The sequence below is a fragment of the Nocardia sp. NPDC051463 genome (assembly GCF_040681975.1).
In the GTDB taxonomy this organism is placed as follows: domain Bacteria; phylum Actinomycetota; class Actinomycetes; order Mycobacteriales; family Mycobacteriaceae; genus Nocardia.
This window is the reverse complement of the sequence record NZ_JBFBAB010000029.1, coordinates 41,703-57,496: the sequence shown is the minus strand read 5'-3', so window position 1 is coordinate 57,496 and position 15,794 is coordinate 41,703. Positions and strand designations below refer to the sequence as shown.

16 protein-coding genes and 3 tRNA genes are annotated in these 15,794 nt (G+C 66.2%); 9 read left to right on the top strand and 10 right to left on the bottom strand.

Annotated elements, in window-relative coordinates; translation table 11 throughout:
* Positions 1 to 6: 6 nt before the first annotated feature.
* Positions 7 to 1,257 (bottom strand): KasA/KasB family beta-ketoacyl-ACP synthase, encoded by a 1,251-nt coding sequence (locus tag AB0M74_RS28845; protein ID WP_366529437.1) that lies wholly within the window; start codon positions 1,255 to 1,257, stop codon positions 7 to 9.
* A 357-nt stretch (positions 1,258 to 1,614) separates the two neighbouring features.
* Between AB0M74_RS28845 and dcm the strand changes: the two genes are divergently transcribed.
* The 3 genes from dcm to AB0M74_RS28830 all read left to right on the top strand — a co-directional run bounded on the left by dcm (position 1,615) and on the right by AB0M74_RS28830 (position 4,174).
* Entirely contained in the window at positions 1,615 to 2,769 is a 1,155-nt protein-coding gene (gene dcm / locus AB0M74_RS28840; protein WP_366529436.1) for a DNA (cytosine-5-)-methyltransferase, read from the top strand.
* Entirely contained in the window at positions 2,766 to 3,197 is a 432-nt protein-coding gene (locus tag AB0M74_RS28835) for a very short patch repair endonuclease (RefSeq protein ID WP_366529435.1), read from the top strand. The genes dcm and AB0M74_RS28835 overlap by 4 nt, the downstream gene beginning before the upstream one ends.
* Before the next feature lie 269 nt (positions 3,198 to 3,466).
* Positions 3,467 to 4,174, top strand: coding sequence for a DUF998 domain-containing protein (locus AB0M74_RS28830; RefSeq protein ID WP_366529434.1), 708 nt, complete (start codon positions 3,467 to 3,469; stop codon positions 4,172 to 4,174).
* On the opposite strand, the gene AB0M74_RS28825 is transcribed toward AB0M74_RS28830, so the two are convergent.
* Positions 4,171 to 4,323, bottom strand: a complete 153-nt coding sequence (locus AB0M74_RS28825) for a hypothetical protein (protein WP_366529433.1) — start codon at positions 4,321 to 4,323, stop codon at positions 4,171 to 4,173. The two genes, AB0M74_RS28830 and AB0M74_RS28825, sit on opposite strands and share 4 nt — an antisense overlap.
* Positions 4,324 to 4,622: 299 nt before the next feature.
* Positions 4,623 to 5,309, bottom strand: coding sequence for an esterase-like activity of phytase family protein (locus tag AB0M74_RS28820; RefSeq protein WP_366529432.1), 687 nt, complete (start codon positions 5,307 to 5,309; stop codon positions 4,623 to 4,625).
* A 194-nt stretch (positions 5,310 to 5,503) separates the two neighbouring features.
* Between AB0M74_RS28820 and AB0M74_RS28815 the strand changes: the two genes are divergently transcribed.
* The 4 genes from AB0M74_RS28815 to AB0M74_RS28800 all read left to right on the top strand — a co-directional run bounded on the left by AB0M74_RS28815 (position 5,504) and on the right by AB0M74_RS28800 (position 7,861).
* A complete protein-coding gene (locus AB0M74_RS28815; RefSeq protein WP_366529431.1) occupies positions 5,504 to 5,896 on the top strand; it encodes a RidA family protein in 393 nt (130 codons plus the stop codon).
* Positions 5,897 to 5,963: 67 nt separating this feature from the next.
* Positions 5,964 to 6,695 carry a maleylpyruvate isomerase family mycothiol-dependent enzyme gene (locus AB0M74_RS28810; protein ID WP_366529430.1) on the top strand — a complete coding sequence of 244 codons (732 nt, stop codon included), beginning with the start codon at positions 5,964 to 5,966 and terminating at the stop codon, positions 6,693 to 6,695.
* A 135-nt stretch (positions 6,696 to 6,830) separates the two neighbouring features.
* Positions 6,831 to 7,595, top strand: coding sequence for a VOC family protein (locus AB0M74_RS28805; RefSeq protein WP_366529429.1), 765 nt, complete (start codon positions 6,831 to 6,833; stop codon positions 7,593 to 7,595).
* A 44-nt stretch (positions 7,596 to 7,639) separates the two neighbouring features.
* Complete coding sequence (locus AB0M74_RS28800) at positions 7,640 to 7,861, top strand: hypothetical protein (protein WP_366529428.1); 222 nt, start codon at positions 7,640 to 7,642, stop codon at positions 7,859 to 7,861.
* Between the two features lie 186 nt (positions 7,862 to 8,047).
* On the opposite strand, the gene AB0M74_RS28795 is transcribed toward AB0M74_RS28800, so the two are convergent.
* From AB0M74_RS28795 to AB0M74_RS28785, 3 genes are all read right to left on the bottom strand, one after another.
* Positions 8,048 to 8,120 (bottom strand) — tRNA-Arg (locus AB0M74_RS28795).
* A 37-nt stretch (positions 8,121 to 8,157) separates the two neighbouring features.
* A tRNA-Ser gene (locus tag AB0M74_RS28790) sits at positions 8,158 to 8,247 on the bottom strand.
* 91 nt (positions 8,248 to 8,338) lie between these two features.
* Entirely contained in the window at positions 8,339 to 9,079 is a 741-nt protein-coding gene (locus AB0M74_RS28785; protein WP_366529427.1) for a dienelactone hydrolase family protein, read from the bottom strand.
* 96 nt (positions 9,080 to 9,175) lie between these two features.
* Between AB0M74_RS28785 and hisC the strand changes: the two genes are divergently transcribed.
* Positions 9,176 to 10,270 (top strand): histidinol-phosphate transaminase, encoded by a 1,095-nt coding sequence (gene hisC, locus AB0M74_RS28780; RefSeq protein ID WP_366529426.1) that lies wholly within the window; start codon positions 9,176 to 9,178, stop codon positions 10,268 to 10,270.
* A gap of 42 nt (positions 10,271 to 10,312) precedes the next feature.
* Here hisC and AB0M74_RS28775 read toward each other — a convergent pair whose 3' ends face one another.
* A complete protein-coding gene (locus tag AB0M74_RS28775) occupies positions 10,313 to 11,380 on the bottom strand; it encodes an alpha/beta hydrolase family protein (RefSeq protein ID WP_366529425.1) in 1,068 nt (355 codons plus the stop codon).
* Between the two features lie 950 nt (positions 11,381 to 12,330).
* Here AB0M74_RS28775 and AB0M74_RS28770 point away from each other — a divergent pair.
* A complete protein-coding gene (locus AB0M74_RS28770; protein WP_366529468.1) occupies positions 12,331 to 13,383 on the top strand; it encodes a nitric oxide synthase oxygenase in 1,053 nt (350 codons plus the stop codon).
* A 100-nt stretch (positions 13,384 to 13,483) separates the two neighbouring features.
* On the opposite strand, the gene AB0M74_RS28765 is transcribed toward AB0M74_RS28770, so the two are convergent.
* The 3 genes from AB0M74_RS28765 to AB0M74_RS28755 form a co-directional block, all read right to left on the bottom strand.
* Positions 13,484 to 14,536, bottom strand: a complete 1,053-nt coding sequence (locus AB0M74_RS28765) for an alpha/beta hydrolase (protein WP_366529424.1) — start codon at positions 14,534 to 14,536, stop codon at positions 13,484 to 13,486.
* A 633-nt stretch (positions 14,537 to 15,169) separates the two neighbouring features.
* A tRNA-Ser gene (locus tag AB0M74_RS28760) sits at positions 15,170 to 15,254 on the bottom strand.
* Between the two features lie 24 nt (positions 15,255 to 15,278).
* The gene (locus AB0M74_RS28755) at positions 15,279 to 15,779 is read right to left on the bottom strand and encodes a MarR family transcriptional regulator (RefSeq protein WP_366529423.1); all 501 of its coding nucleotides are present in this window, start codon (positions 15,777 to 15,779) and stop codon (positions 15,279 to 15,281) included.
* Between the last annotated feature and the right edge of the window lie 15 nt (positions 15,780 to 15,794).

Sequence of the window (15,794 nt, the reverse complement as noted above, 5' to 3'; positions counted from 1 at the left end):
GGGTACTCAGTACCGGCCGAAAGTGAGTGCGACGTTGTGCCCGCCGAAGCCGAACGAGTTGTTGACGGCGTACTCGATGCGCCCGGACCTCGGCTGCCCCTTGACGATGTCGAGGTCGACTTCCGGGTCCTGATTCTCCAGGTTCAGCGTCGGCGGAACGATGCCGTCACGCACCGAAAGCACGGTGATCACCGACTCGAGCGCGCCGACGGCGCCGATGGAATGTCCGAGTGCCGACTTCGGCGCGTACACCGACGCATGATTGCCGATCGCCTTGCCGATCGCACGCGCCTCAGCGGTGTCACCGATCGGTGTCGCGGTCGCGTGGGCATTGATGTGGCCGACATCGTGTTTGGTCAATCCGGCGCTGTGCAGCGCCCTGGTCATCGCGCGGGCCGCGCCGGACCCCTCGGGATCGGGAGCGACCAGATGGAAACCGTCGGAGGTGATCCCCGCACCCATCAGCCGCGCGTGGATCGTCGCGCCGCGCGCTTTGGCGTGCTCCTCGGTCTCGACGATCATCATCGCGCCTGCCTCGCCGAAGACGAAGCCGTCGCGATCGACGTCGAACGGCCGCGACGCGCACTTCGGGTCGTCGTTGCGCGTGCTCATCGCGCGCATCATGGTGAATGCCGCGATCGGCAGCGCCTGAATGGAGCCCTCGACGCCGCCGGCGACAACCATGTCGGCATCGCCCATCACGATCATCCGCCACGCGTTGGCGATCGCCTCAGACCCGGACGAACAGGCCGACACCGGCGTCACGACACCGGCGCGGGCGCCGAGCTCCAAGCCGACGCAGGCGGCAGCCCCGTTGGGCATGATCGCCTGCACGGTGAGTGGCGAAACCTTGCGGTAGCCACCGTTTTCCAACTTGTCGCGGGCGTCGACGATGGCCTCGGCACCGCCGAGGCCGGTGCCGATCACGACGCCGAGGCGGTCCTGGTCCACCTCCGGGCTGCCCGCATTGCGCCAGACTTCTCGGCACAGGCAGACGGCCATTTGCTCCACATAGGACATCTCCCGCGTCTCGGCCCTGGTCAGACCCGCACTCGGCGCCACCTTCAGGTGGCCGCCGATACGGACAGGCAGACCGAAATCGTCGATGAAGGCGTCCTCGAGGACGTCGATGCCGCTCTCCCCGTTGAGCAGGCCCTTCCAGGTGGAATCCACATCGCCGGCAATCGAAGTGGTCGCCGCGAGACTGGTGACGACAACGCTGGGGTAAGCCCCATTTTTGGTGGACGGAATCTGCATATCGCTCACTTTCCTGGCGTCACTTGGGATAAACCGGGAACTGCGCGTCGACGCTGGAGCGCCGGAAGGTCAGCAGTGGCCAGGAGCGGATTCGCCTCCTGCCGTCGAACGGCCATGACGATACCTGGCCGATAGCCCATTGGCATTATCGGTGCGCGCGTCCAGATCTCGGTGCCGGACACGCGGCCGGGTGGTCGGCGGTCACCGAGATCCCGACTCGAGTAACCTGCTGTTCGAGCACGGAGCGCAATCGCCGCAAGCAATCGCTGCTGGTTCGCAATCGCTACTGGTCCTTTCGAGCGACCTGCAAGCAATCGCTACGGCCTAACAGCGCCCATCGTGGGATCGCGGAAAGGGATGACAGTGACGCGCGGGCGGATGGTCGGGCTGTTCGCCGGTATCGGCGGGCTGGAGCTCGGACTCGGCACGCACGGTTGGGACACCGAATTGCTCTGCGAGATCGAGCCGGGCGCCCAGGCTGTGCTCGCAGCGCGCTTTCCCGATGTACCGCTGCACGGCGACATCACCAAGCTTCGCGCCATCCCCGCAGGCACTGAACTCGTCGCCGCGGGCTTTCCCTGTCAGGACCTCTCGCAGGCCGGGCGCACCGCGGGCATCACCGGTCAACGCTCCGGCCTTGTCGACGAGGTGTTCCGGCTGGTGCGCCGCAGGCGCGGGCCGCGCTGGCTGCTGATCGAAAACGTGCCGTTCATGTTGCAGCTCGGTCGTGGCGCGGCGATGCGGCACATTACCGAGGCGCTCGAGGAGCTCGGATACACCTGGGCCTATCGGGTGGTGGACGCGCGCGCGTTCGGACTGCCGCAACGCAGGCAGCGGGTGCTGATGCTCGCTTCCCGCACCGAGGACCCGCGCCAGGTTCTTTTCGGCGACGACGCGGGCGAGCGGACCGTCGGCGATCCCGAACGAGATCCGTGCGGCTTCTACTGGACCGAGGGCGTGCGCGGACTCGGCTGGGCGGTGAACGCGATCCCCACCATCAAGGGCGGCTCCGCGCTCGGCATCGCCAGCCCGCCCGCGGTGCGGCTGCCGTCCGGGGAGGTGGTCACGCCGGGCATCCTCGACGGAGAACGCTTGCAGGGCTTCGATTCCGACTGGACCGCTCCCGCGACCGACGCGCCGGGTATCCGGCAGGGGCATCGCTGGAAGCTGGTCGGCAATGCGGTGAATGTTCGCATGGCGGAGTGGATCGGCGCGCGCCTGGCCGAACCGCTCGGCGCGATTCCCGACGACCAGCCGCTGGCACCCGGCCAGCCGTGGCCGACCGCCGCGTGGGGTCGCTGCGGTGTTGCCTACCGGGTGCCGGTGTCGACCTGGCCGGTGCACGAGCCCTATGAAGACCTGGGCAATTTCCTCACCGATTCCCGGCTGCTTTCCGCCCGCGCGACCGCCGGATTCCTGCGCAGGACAGGGATGGGCAGTCTGCGATTCCCGCCCGGTTTCCTGGCTGATATGGAAAGCCATCTCGATCGAATGGGCGGCTGGGCGGCATGAGCGCGGGTGCTTCGGCCCGGCGGCCGACGACGGACGCGGCGACCAGTGCGCGCATGGCGCGGCAGCGGCGCAGCGGAACCGAGCCGGAACTTGCACTGCGCAGGGAACTGCACCGGAGGGGATTGCGATATTTCGTCGACCGCGCGCCGCTACCCGGTCAGCGCCGCCGAGCCGATCTCGTGTTCCCCCGACTGCGGGTGGCGGTATACGTCGACGGATGCTTCTGGCATCGCTGTCCGCAGCACGCCACCGATCCCAAGAACAATGCGGAATGGTGGGCGCAGAAGCTGCTCGGCAACGTGGCCAGAGACCGCGCCACCGATACGGCGCTGGCCGCCGCCGGCTGGCAAGTGATTCGCGTGTGGGAACACGAAGACGCCGTGACGGCGGCGGATCGGGTGCAGACCGCTATCGAGGCCGGCCGCTGAATCGCTGCTGGCGCACCCGGACCAAGCCGCGCGGAGCATGTGCGGCCAGAAAGCCCGACACCGCCATTGCGGACATCACAGCGATCCCGCCGAGGGCCGTCGCGAACGCAATCATGAGAACTCCTTCGATGTTGCCTCCCCCACAGGGTGTCCGATAGACCTGACAGGATCCTGTGCGCGGGTTGGGAATGTCGTAGGTCCAATGTTGGTTAGGACACACTGACCAATCGGTGATCACCGGACCGGAAATAGGCGGGACAATGGGTCGGGTGAGTGGTAGCCGGAAGATCGCCGAACGGCAGGTACGCGCGGCCTCCTGGTTCATCGCGGCGGCCATCGCGATCGCCGGACTCTGCTACTCGTCGTGGCTGCTCGAATTCTTCCTGCACATCGACGTCGACCCGGTGAATTCTTTTCTCAGCGAACTGGACGCCGAGGGCAGGCCCTACCGGGAGGTATTCGCGACAGCCGACAAGATCGTCGGCGCCTTGCTGATCCCGGCGGCACTTGCCGGGCTACTGCTGTTTCCCCGGCGCAGGTTCACCACGGTCGGCTGGGTGGCACTGTGGTGTTTCGGCGCCGCCACCATCGGCGATGTGCTGTTGCCGCTGCGCGATTGCACCCCGCAGGACAACGCCGCGTGTGGCGGAGGCGGCAGCGAACTGTTCCCGCAGCTGCATCAGCCGCACGCGCTGACGAGCACCATCGCGGTGACCGCGATCGCGGTCGCCGCCTTCGCCTTCAGCCTCGCGGCGTTCCGGTACCACCGCTGGCGGATCCTGCGCGAGGCCGGTCTGGTTGTGCTGGTGATCGGGTCGGCGGCGACCGTGTGGATGCTGGTCGCCGACAACCTGACCGGCAATTACGCGCTCGGCGTCGCCCAGCGGATCCAGGTCGGATCGATGTCGCTGTGGCTGATCACGCTGGCCGCCGCGGTGATCCTGGAGGGTCGGGAATGGACCGACCCGGATAGTTAGCCGACCCGCGGGCGCACGGTGTGGCGCTCCAGCTTCGCGGGCAGCTTGCCGGTGTCCACGAGCAGGATCTCGCCGGTGTCCTGGACACCATCCGGCAGGGTCTTGGGTTTCAGCCCGAACGGCGGCTGCTCACCTCTGCTGCCAGCCACGCCGAAGTCACTGTCGTTGGCGAGGTAGATGTGGGCGGCAGTTCGCCGTCACGTTCGTCGACCAGGAAGGTGGTCGGGCTCAATGCAGTGATCTCCGAGACTGCGACCTTCGTCTGCTTCGGGTCCTGCAACGGATAGACGAACTCGCGCAGCGCTGTGGTTTCAGGTCGACGGTCACGATGCGAGCCATCGGCACCTCCTTGGCCGAGCCGTCCAGTCCGGGGGTTTTCAGACCGCTCTGCACGATACCGACGAGAGTGCCGCCGTCCGGGGTGATGGTCAGACCCTCCATGCCCTGATCAGGGGGTGCGCAGTGCGATCTCCTTCGGCAGTCCGGCGCCGGGGGCGATCCGCTCGAGCTCGGCACCCTTGGCATCGAAATGCACCAGGAAAGGGCCATATTCGTCGGAAACCCAGAAGCTACCGTCGGATAGCGCGACCAGACCCTCCGGATCGAGGCCATGATCGGTGGGTGGCAGCACGGCGCCCGCGAGGTCGCGGATGGTCTCACCGGTGCGTGCCGCAACATCGATTTGGCCGTTGAAAGGGTTCCCGTTCGCGGTGTGCAGATCGATCGAGGACTGCAGGGTGGCGCGGTTGCCGGCCAGCTCGAATCGGCCGATCTTGGGCACGAATCCCGGTGTCGGCGAAAGCTTCTCGTTCTTGCCGGGACCATCGACATTCGGGCCGCGGTCGGTGCGACCGTAGAACTCCTCCTTCGATCCCGGCACCGGCGTCCATGCCGAGCCGAAACCGCTGGCCTGCACGGTGACACCGCCGAACTCGCCGAGCGGCGGTAGGGCGGTGGTGTACAAACGGACCGCATCGGTTGTGGTGACGCGGAATTCGGCGCCGGTGTATCCGGGCTTCGGCTGGTAGACGAACGCACCGTCGGTTCGCCTGCTGAGCGAACCGTGTTGCGGATCGGCGAAGGCGACGGCGGCACTGCCACCCGTCGCGCCGAGCAGATCATCCAGAGAGATCACCAGCGGCTGGTCCTCGCCACGGTGACGTTCACCTTCGGGTCCGAAGCGGAGCAGCCCGCGGCGAGCACGCCGACGCACAGAACGGCGACTGCGACGATGCGAGGACGAGAATGAGCGTCCACGCCTGTCTGCCTACCGTGTCGATCCGACGTTGGATAGAAGTCCGAGTGACGAGTCGATGCCATGCTGTCGTCATGACTGCTCGTGTGAATATCTCCTCGGCCTCCGAGTTCGAGGACATCGTCGGCTACTCCCGCGCGGTCCGGCTCGGCAACGTGATCGCGGTCAGCGGCACCACCGCCTCGCTCCCCGGCGGGGGCGCGGTCGGCGGCGCCGATATCGGCGAGCAGACACGGGAAGTCCTGCGCCGCATCGCCGCCGCGCTCACCGATGCAGGCGCAAGCCTCGAGGATGTGATCCGCACGCGCATCTTCGTCACCGATATATCCCGCTGGCCGGAGATCGCCAAGGCGCACGCGGAGGTCTTCGGCGACATCCGGCCGGCCGCTTCCATGTACGAGATCAAGGCACTGATCACCCCGGCACTGCTGGTCGAGATCGAGGCAGACGCGGTCGTCGGCCAGTAGTCACCGTGACAGCCCCGGACTCCGCCGCTTTACGAGGCGGGGCCGGGCCCGGATCGCTAGGGTCGGCATGGTGACAAGCGATGCTCCGGAAACCACCGTCCAGCTCGACACTGTCGCCGAGGCGACGACCCGCTTCCTCGACACCGCCCGCCGTCTCAGCGAGAGCGATGTCACCGGACCTTCACTGCTGCCCGGCTGGACCCGCGGACACGTACTCGCCCATCTGGCCCGCAATGCCGACAGCCTGGTCAACCTGCTGACCTGGGCCCGCACCGGCATCGAGACGCCCCAATACGCGAGCACGCACATCCGCGGTGCCGATATCGAGGCAGGCGCCGCACGCCCGTTGGCCGAGCAGCTCGCCGACAACGAGGTGGCCGCCACCCGCTGGCTCACCCTCGCCATGGAGGTGGCGCCGGAGGCGTGGGAGGCCATCGTCCGCACCAGGCAGGGCAGGCCGATCCCCGCTACCGAGGTGATCTGGATGCGGCTACAGGAGGTCGAAATCCATCACGTCGACCTGGCTGCGGGCTACCAACCTGCCGACTGGCCAACCGATTTCGTGACCCGTCTACTCCCGCGAGCCGCAGCGGACCTGACCAAGGCCGCCGCAGCCGACCCCGCCGCCGCGGCATTCGCCATCCACGCCACCGATTCCGGCTGCACCGCCACCATCGGCGCCACCGCACCCTCCCACACCATCAGCGGCCCCGCCACATCCCTGCTGGCCTGGCTCCTCGGCCGATCCACCGGCACCGACCTGATCGGTGAGCTCCCGGCACTCCCCGCCTGGAAGTGACATACGGAGGAGCCGCCGCGGCGTGGATTCTCTCGACACGCACCAGGCGACTTTGCTGGAATAGACCACCTCGTGCGGGATGCCAGCGAGGATAGGGACGGTACATGTCAGCGCACTTCGACGAAGGAGCGTCCCATGACAGTGATCACGCAAGCTCCGCCGAACGGTACGCCTACCTGGGTGGACCTGGGTATTCCCGACCACCGGCGCGCGATGGAGTTCTACGGCGCGGTGTTCGGATGGGAATTCGAGGAGGGGCCGCCGGAAACCGGCAATTACACGATGTGCTTGGCGCAGGGCAAGCCGGTGGCCGCACTGATGAAGAACCCCGACCCCGACGCCACCGACTTCTGGTGGAATATGTACTTCGCCACCGACGACTGCGACGGCGCGGCCAAACGCATCACCGATGCGGGCGGCCAGATCCCGATGGCGCCGATGGACGTCATGGAGCAGGGGCGGATGGCCATCGCCGTCGATCCGGCTGGCGGCCAGTTCGGCTTGTGGGAAGCGCGTGCGCACATCGGCGCACAGGTCGTCAACGAACCGGGCGCGATGGTCTGGAATGAACTCGTCACCGCCAAAGCGGACACGGCGCGTGACTTCTACACGGCCGTCTTCGACTTCACGCTGGAACCGATGGAAGGCTTCGACTACACGGTGCTGCATCGCCCCGACCAACGGCCCATCGGCGGCATCCAGGGCGAGCCGTCCGCGACCGAATCCGTCTGGCTGACCTACTTCGACGTCGCCGACGCCGACGCGACGGTGCAACATGCCACCGCCGCGGGCGCCACCATGACGCTGGAACCGCAGGACACGCCCTTCGGCCGGATGGCCGGACTGCGTGACCCGTTCGGCGCGGAGTTCCGCATCATCAAGTCCGCCCAGCCATCCTGAACCACAGCGAGACCGAGTACGCCGCGACAGGAGCGGGCCACAGGATGGAAACCGGCACAGTGTGGCGCTGGAAACCGCGTAACGGTACCGGCGTGATCAAGCTCGATGACGCCGACAGCACGCTCGTTTGGTTCCACCTGTCGGACGCTCACGGGGATCTCGACATCACCACGATCGCCGAGGGACTGCCGGTTGATGTCGAGGTCGAACCGATCCCGCAGAGGGAATACACATGTCGCGCACAGTCGGTACACCGAAGAGGCTGATACTCACGGCCTACGCATCGGCGAGCGCGCCGACCGGAGAACGCCGAGCATCGGCGCAATCGATGAGGTGCAGCGGGACGCGGCAACCGGGATGGACGCCCTGTTCGAGTGAGATGACCGTCAAACGGTGGGTCGATGATGCGAGAAGGCCCCTCCCGGTGTCCCGGAAGGGGCCTTCTACCTGTGTGCGCCCGAAGGGATTCGAACCCCTAACCTTCTGATCCGTAGTCAGATGCTCTATCCGTTGAGCTACGGGCGCATGCGGTGTTCAGTTGTTACCCGGCGAACCGGGGTTGTGGCGGAGGCGAGAGGATTTGAACCTCCGGTCCCCGTGAAGGGACAACTCATTAGCAGTGAGTCCCATTCGGCCGCTCTGGCACGCCTCCTGGAGCCTTCTCTTCGAGGGCACCGGTCCTTTCGAACCGCCGAGCATGAAGGTTACAGCAGCTATCGTCCAGATCGCAAAACGCCTGGTTATCAGCGTAGATTGCTGTCGAACCAGTCGAAAATCCTGGTTTGCGGGTCGATGAAATCGTCGTCGTCATCGAGGCCGGGGCGATCGGCGCGGTGCCGCAGGCCGGGGTAACTGATGACGAGGCTGGCCACCGCGGCGCGGGCGGCCGCGTCGCGTAGCTGGTCGACGTCGGCCGGCGGGGTGTCGGGGTCGTCGCAACCGTAGAGGCCGAGCCAGGGAGCCTGCAGATTCGGGGCGGCGGCCAGGAGCGCGTCGGCTCGGTCGGTCAGCGGCTCGATGATGCCGGGCGCCGCGACACTCACCGCGGCGCCGATCGGCCGGTTGGTGGCGACGAGGAAGGCGGCGGTGCCCGCGTGGTCGAAGCCGAGCACGCCGATGCAGTCGGGGAACACACCACGACGGGTCAGCCAGTCGAAGCACGCGTCGAAATCCTCGAACAGCTCATCGCCGAAGACCTCGGCGGCCGGTTCACCATCGGCCCGATGGAAAAGATTCGGCGCGACCACCGTCCAGCCCTCGGTCGCGAGCGCGCCCATGAGCTCCAGCAATGACCCGGTGATCTCGCTGGACTCGTGTAGCACCACGATCCCACCGCGGGCATTGCCCTCCGGCTCGGTCACGGTGATGGGCACCTGTTTCTCGGCCGCTCGGTGCCGGTTGTCCACCGACAATTCCGCGTCTGGATCGAAAATCATGTCGTCGCCACGGCGCAGCGGCGCAATATCGTCATAAATGCCCGACATGGAACCAGCGTAGGGCGACAGGCTGGTCTTCGCGAGAAATTGCACGTGAGCGGCCCTACCCCACAGATTTTCCGGTGCCCGGCATAGGCTTGGAGTGTGAGCGCGAAGATCCGGCCGGACCTCGATTCCATTCCGGCGTACGTCCCTGGCCGCAACCATCCCGGCGCGGTCAAGCTGGCCAGCAACGAAACGACCTTCGGTCCGCTGCCGGCCGCGGCGAAGGCGATCGCGGAGGCCGCCGAACTGGCCAACCGGTATCCGGACAATCAGGCCACGGAGCTGCGCGCGGCGCTCGCGGATTTCCTCGGGGTCACCACGTCGAATGTCGCCGTCGGCTGCGGCAGCGTGGCACTGTGCCAGGAACTCGTGCAGATCACCTGCTCCGCGCCGACCGACGAGGTGCTCTTCGCCTGGCGCTCGTTCGAGGCGTACCCGATCGTCACCCAGGTCGGCAACGCGACCGCGGTGCAGGTGCCGCTCACCCAGGACCTGGTGCACGATCTGGATGCCATGGCGGCCGCGGTCACCGAACGCACCAAGCTGATCTTCGTCTGCAATCCGAACAATCCGACGGGCACCGCGGTCGGCAAGGATCGGCTGGAGCGCTTCCTCGACGCGATCCCGAAGCAGGTGCTGATCGTGCTGGACGAGGCCTATTACGAGTACCTGCGACTGACTCCGCAGGACCACCCCGACGGCGTCGAGCTCGGCCGGGCCCGACCCAATGTCGTTGTGCTGCGCACCTTCTCCAAGGCCTACGGCCTGGCCGGGCTGCGGGCGGGCTACGCCGTCGGCGATCCCGCGGTGATCACCGCGCTACTGAAGGTGCATATCCCGTTCAGCGTGAACCGGGTCGCACAGGCCGCCGCGATCGCCTCGCTGGAGGCACGGCACGAACTACTGGACCGGACCGACACTCTCGTCGTCGAACGCGAACGAATCCGGGACGCGTTGCTCGCGGCCGGTTACTCGGTGCCGCCGAGCGAGTCGAACTTCGTGTGGCTTCCGCTCGGTGCGCGCAGCGCCGAGTTCGGCGAGGCGAGCGCGCAGGCAGGCGTGCTGGTGCGTCCCTACGGCGCCGACGGGGTCCGGGTGACCATCGGCGACCCGCACGAAAACGATCAGTTCCTGCGCTTCGCCACCGATCCGAGCGTTGCGGCCGAGTTCGGCGCAGCGACACAGCTCGGCTGAGCGCCCGCTGTGGGCTAGGCGACGCCCAGCGCCCGCTGTGGGCTAGGCGACGCCCAGCGCCCGCGACACCGTCGGCCACGACCGGGCGAGTTCATCACGCCAGTACGGCCACGAGTGGGTTCCGGTCAGCCGGAAGTGTGAGGTCACCGGGATGTCGAGCGTCGCGAGTCGCTCGGCGAGCCGACGCGTGCAGACATTCGTGGCGGCCTCCAGCGGACCACCGAATCCGATGGTGCTGACGATGTCGGGGTCGTTCGGTGTGTCGTACTCGCCGGGCAGGCCGCTGCCCACCGAGAGGTAGATTGCCTTGCCGCGCAAGGCTTCCGCGTTCAGCATGACGTCGTGGCCGAGCCAGGCGGGATCGTTTTGCTTACCGAACATATTGTCCGGCTGGCCGCGATAGGTGGCCACGATCGTGCGGGCCTGCGCCTGCCCGAAGTCGGTTCCCATGGAGAAGCACCCACTGTAGGCGGCCACTGCCACGTAGAGCTGCGGCTGCCGGAAGGTGAGCATCATCGCGGCCTCGGCGCCCATCGAGACACCCATGACCGCGTTGCGCCCGTTGCCCTCGAATTTCGCATCGATCAGCGGCGGCAGCTCCTTGGTGAGGAACGTTTCCCACTTGTTGGTGCCGAGCACCGGGTCCGGCTGCTGCCAGTCGGTGTAGAAGCTGGCGGGGCCGCCCACCGTCAGCACCACATTGACGTCTTTGTCTTCGAAGAATTTCTCCGCATGCCCCTGTTCGGTCCAGTTGTTGCTGGTCGGGTTCGCAGCGCGGCCGTCGAGCATGTAAACCGTCGGGCGCGCATGGTTGCGTTCACGGGGCAGCAGCACGTGTACCTCGACGTCGCGGCTCATGGCGGGCGAGTTCACGAACACCCGCAACCAGCGGTCGGTGATCGGTTCGATGTGGTCGATGGACGCCAGACTCGCGGGCGCGGTTGTCGGCTCGGCCGGGGCGGGCCCGTCCGCGGATCCGGTGTTGGGGCGCGGTATGTCGCCCGGTGCCGCCGATCCTGAGGTAGCGCCGATCGCCACCGCACCCGTAACCAGTGCAACACTCACCATTGCGCTGGACACCCAGCGCCGAACCCCGCGCCGAGACAGCATGGCTGCCATCCTGCCAGAAATGTAAAACTGACCACCGCCACCACCGGAAAGCCGATTCGAGCGTGATCTACATCACTCTCGATTCCCGGTTGGTGGCCGGCGCCTTGCCAGCGCCGTTCCACCCCGGCGCAGCGCTACACCACCGCCGCTTCCACCGAGGTCACTACGAACGGCCGGACGACGATGTAGCCGAGATCACCCGAGTCGGGGCTACCGATCCAATGCCCCCGCCTCGACCTCGAGTTGCAGACGAAGGTCGACACATCTCCTGTCCACCGATCGACAGAGCACCACCGACAATCCGGCGATCACCACGGTGCCGTGGCTCTTTCGGACCGGCTCGGCGAACGCCGAATACCACAGGGCGACAAGATGAACACCACGCTCGAATGGTCGAGGGCGAACCAGAAACCGACCGTTTGGACCTTCTAGCTACCGTTCTGCCACCAGCTTTCGCGTGTTGGTGTCGCTCGCGGCGATCCCATCAACCGTGCTGCGACACGCGGATCGGCACAGCCCGCCGCGGCCGAACAGCCAAAACCCTCAATCCAGGCACACGACCAGCACACCGGCCGTACGCTGCTACACGGGCCTTTTCAGCCGTCGATGGGGACGAGCATGATCGCGGATAGCAAACACCGGCGGCAAGTTCATACCGCGATGCGCGGCTGCGGCAAGCCAGTAGCTCGCTCAGCACCCTCGGTCGGCGATCATGCCCGCCACGCGATCATCGCAATCCGCGAGTTATCTCGCGGTCCACCGGATGTAAAGGGATCCACTGCGCCTACGCGCGCGAATTCTCGGCTCGAAAGATGTCTGTCCGTTTGGCCGCAGTACCTGATGCCCGACCGGAGAAAACTGTGAATCAAGTGCTACCCGTAGCGTCGCTCGACAACCAGATCGAAACCCCTACCAACACCCAGTCTTTCGGCCTCGAACTGCGGCGGCGCATGCAGGAATGCGACGAATTCTTCCGCAGGCCCGAACTGGCTCACCTCTCGCCGCACCGTCGTCGCAGTGCGCTGGAGCAACTAGAGCAGACCGGCAGCTACCAGCAGACGGCCGAGGAGATCCTGATCGGAGCCAAACTCGCATGGCGCAACCACGCCCGCTGTGTCGGTCGGAAACACTGGCGGTCGCTGAAGCTGCTCGATGCGCGGCGAGTGCGCTCGGCCCGAGAGCTCGCCGAAGTCTGCTGGCAGCATTTGCACATGGCCACCAATGGCGGTGCGATCCAGTCGATGATCACCGTCGGCCCGCAAAGCCAGTCCGACGGACGCGAATTCCGCATCGTCAGTCCACAATTGATCCGCTATGCGGGATATCGCAATGGTGACGGCTCCGTCACCGGCGATGCCGCCAATATCGCGATCACCGAGTTCGCGACGAAGCTCGGTTGGCGTGGCGCGCGAACACCTTTCGATATTCTGCCGGTCCTCATCAGCACCCCCGACGAGCCGATCCGCTGGTTCGATGTGCCGCCCGAACTGGCACGGGAGGTCGAGCTCGAACACCCCGAGTTCGACTGGTTCACCGGTCTCGGCCTGAAATGGCATGCGGTGCCCGCGGTTTCGAATATGAACCTGGAGATCGGCGGCATCACCTACCCGTTCGCCCCGTTCAACGGCTGGTACATGGGCGCGGAGATCGGTGCCCGCAACCTCAGCGACACCAACCGCTACAACATGCTCCCACTGATCGGCGAGATGATGGGTCTGGACACCCGTCACGAACGCACCCTGTGGCGCGACCAAGCTCTGGTCGAACTGAACCGCGCGGTGCTGCACAGCTTCCGCCGATCCGGCGTCTATATCGTCGACCACCACACTGTCGCCAAACAGTTCTGTGACCACGTCAAGCGCGAAGAGGCCGCGGGCCGCGCCTGTCCCACCGACTGGACCTGGGTCAACCCCCCGATCTCCGCAGGGCTGACCCCCACCTTCCATCGGTATTACGACCCGCCGGACCTCGACATCCGCCCGAATTTCGTCCGGCGCGGCTGACGGTGCCGGACACCACGGCCAACCAAAAACGCTGCCTAACTTTCGGTTTCACCTGAGGAGACGAAGTATTCGATCCGGCCGAAGCGGTCGGTTCCGGCTGCTATCGGGCGAACCGAGCGATCTCGGCCGCCACGCGCTCCGGTGCTTCGAAGGGAAACGCGTGACCGAGTCCTGGGTAGATCTGGAGTTCCGAACCCTCGATGTAGTGATGCAGCAGGGTGGAGTTGGCGGCGGGTTCTTGTTTATCGTTTTCCGCGCCCAAGATCAGGGTGGGCAGCCGCAACGTGGGCAAACTGCCGATGACATTGGCGGTGGGATCGATGAGCCAGCCGGTCATTGCCGCGCGTTGCCGGTTGAGCCCGATCAGGTCCACCCCGACCCGGTCGGGGCGCAGCGCTGTTCGTTGCCGCCACGCAGCCAGAGCGTCGGGATGATCGCTGAAATACAGAGGAATGACCTGGTCGGCGGGCGCAAGCGGGTTGAACGTCTGCCCGCCTGCGATCAGATCGGGCAGGTCGGGCAGCACCTGCTGTGATCCGCCGGGGCCGGTACCCATCAGGATCAGTGCGCCGATGTCGTCGGGGTGATCCACGGCCAGCCGTTGCGCGACGAATCCTCCGAGGGAGTAACCCACGACCGTAGGGCGGTTCAATTGGAGAGCCCGGATCAAGCCGGCGGCCTGATCGGAGAGTTGTGGGATTGTCGAGAAGGCAGCGGGGCCGGCTGGGGTCCGTCCTATGCCTTCGGAATCGAAGATGACGACGTGGTTGGTCGCGGCCAGGCGGTCGAGCAGCGCCGGGTCCCAGTCGTCCATGCTGAATCCGAGGCACGAGGTCAAGACCAGGGTCGGTCCGTGTCCGAAGCTGCGATAGCCGATCGGCAGCCCTGAGACCTCGACAACGTGGGTAGGTGCTGTCAACGACAGCGACTGGCTGAAGCCGTCGGCCGGCGCCGATGCGATATCGGTCGTGGAGACGGGCGCACCGGGAGTGGGTTCGGCCTGAGCGACACCGGGTCCGATCAACAGCATGCCGGCCGTCAGTGCTGCCACCACCGACCGGGTGGGCGTCCAACGTCCTGACACCGGCGGGCCATGCATCGGGCCGCCATCGGGTGTGGCTCGCATCGGTTGCGGCAGAGAGAAAGCGGACATAGGGGCTCCTTGTGGTTGGCGGACCGGAATCGAGGCAGTGACGCGCTCAGGCACTGGATCGCTGGCATGCCAACGTAGAGTCCGGCGATCAGCGACCTCGGCTATGTCGCAGTAATCCAATGCCACACACAAGAGGGGCCGACGGCCCAAATGGATTCACCCGCATCAGGCAGTCCACACGATCGCGAACTGCGCCTTGTTCGCAAGTGCTCGGTCGTAGGCGCCCACACGAATTGGGTTCCGGGCTGGGAGGGAAAGCTGTTCACGTCGTCAGAGGCTGCCGACGCCGAGATTGCCGGACGACGAGGCTACCTCCGTAGCCGCCGCTGAAATTCGTTGCGGCAGGGTCTTCTCGAATTCGTCCGGATCGGCGTTGTTCGCAGATCGTCGTCCACTTCAGCGCCTTGGCATGCTCGTCGAAGGCGACCGATCGCTGGGTACCTTTGTAGCGGTAGAGCAGCTGGGTGTAAGTGAACCCTCGATGCGGGTGCGGATGCGGGTACTCGACACGTAAACCCTTGTAGTGGGCGGTTATTGGTGCCGAGATCCCTCAGATGCTTTCAGTTGTCGACCTGTGTTGACCGCTGGCCGGGGAGAGCTCGAAAGGCTATCCCTGACCTGCGGTTTCACCGGCGGAGACGGAGGGATTTGAACCCCCGGTCGCTCTCGCGACGCTCGCTTTCAAGGCGAGTGCATTCGGCCGCTCTGCCACGTCTCCAGGATCACGATCGTAGCGGACGGGTCAGCCGGCACGCTCTCCGATCACCTGGTCGATGCACGCGAAGGCCTCGCCGATCGCTTCCAGTTGGGCGGGTGTCAGTAGGCCGATGAAGTCGCGGCGAACGGCGTCGACGTGGCCGGGGGCCGCCGCCTCCAGTCTGCGCATGCCCTCCTCGGTGAGTTCGGCCAGCACACCGCGGCCGTCCTCGAGGCAGGTATTGCGGCGCACCATGCGCTGGTCTTCCATGCGCCGGATCTGATGGGTCAGCCTGCTCCGGGACGACAGCACGCCGTCGGCGAGCTCGCTCATGCGCAGCGATCGACCGGGCGCTTCCGACAGCAGGACCAGGATCCGGTATTCGGCGAGGCTGAGATCACTGTCGCGTTGCAGCTGCCGATTCAGCGCTGCCATCAGGCGCTGGTGGCCGTCCATGTAGGCCCGCCATGCACGCGCCTGCGCCGGGTCGAGCCAATTCGGCTCGGCAGGCACGCGACCGTTCGGTTCGGATTGCACGTTCTCCATTCTAAGCACGTCTGA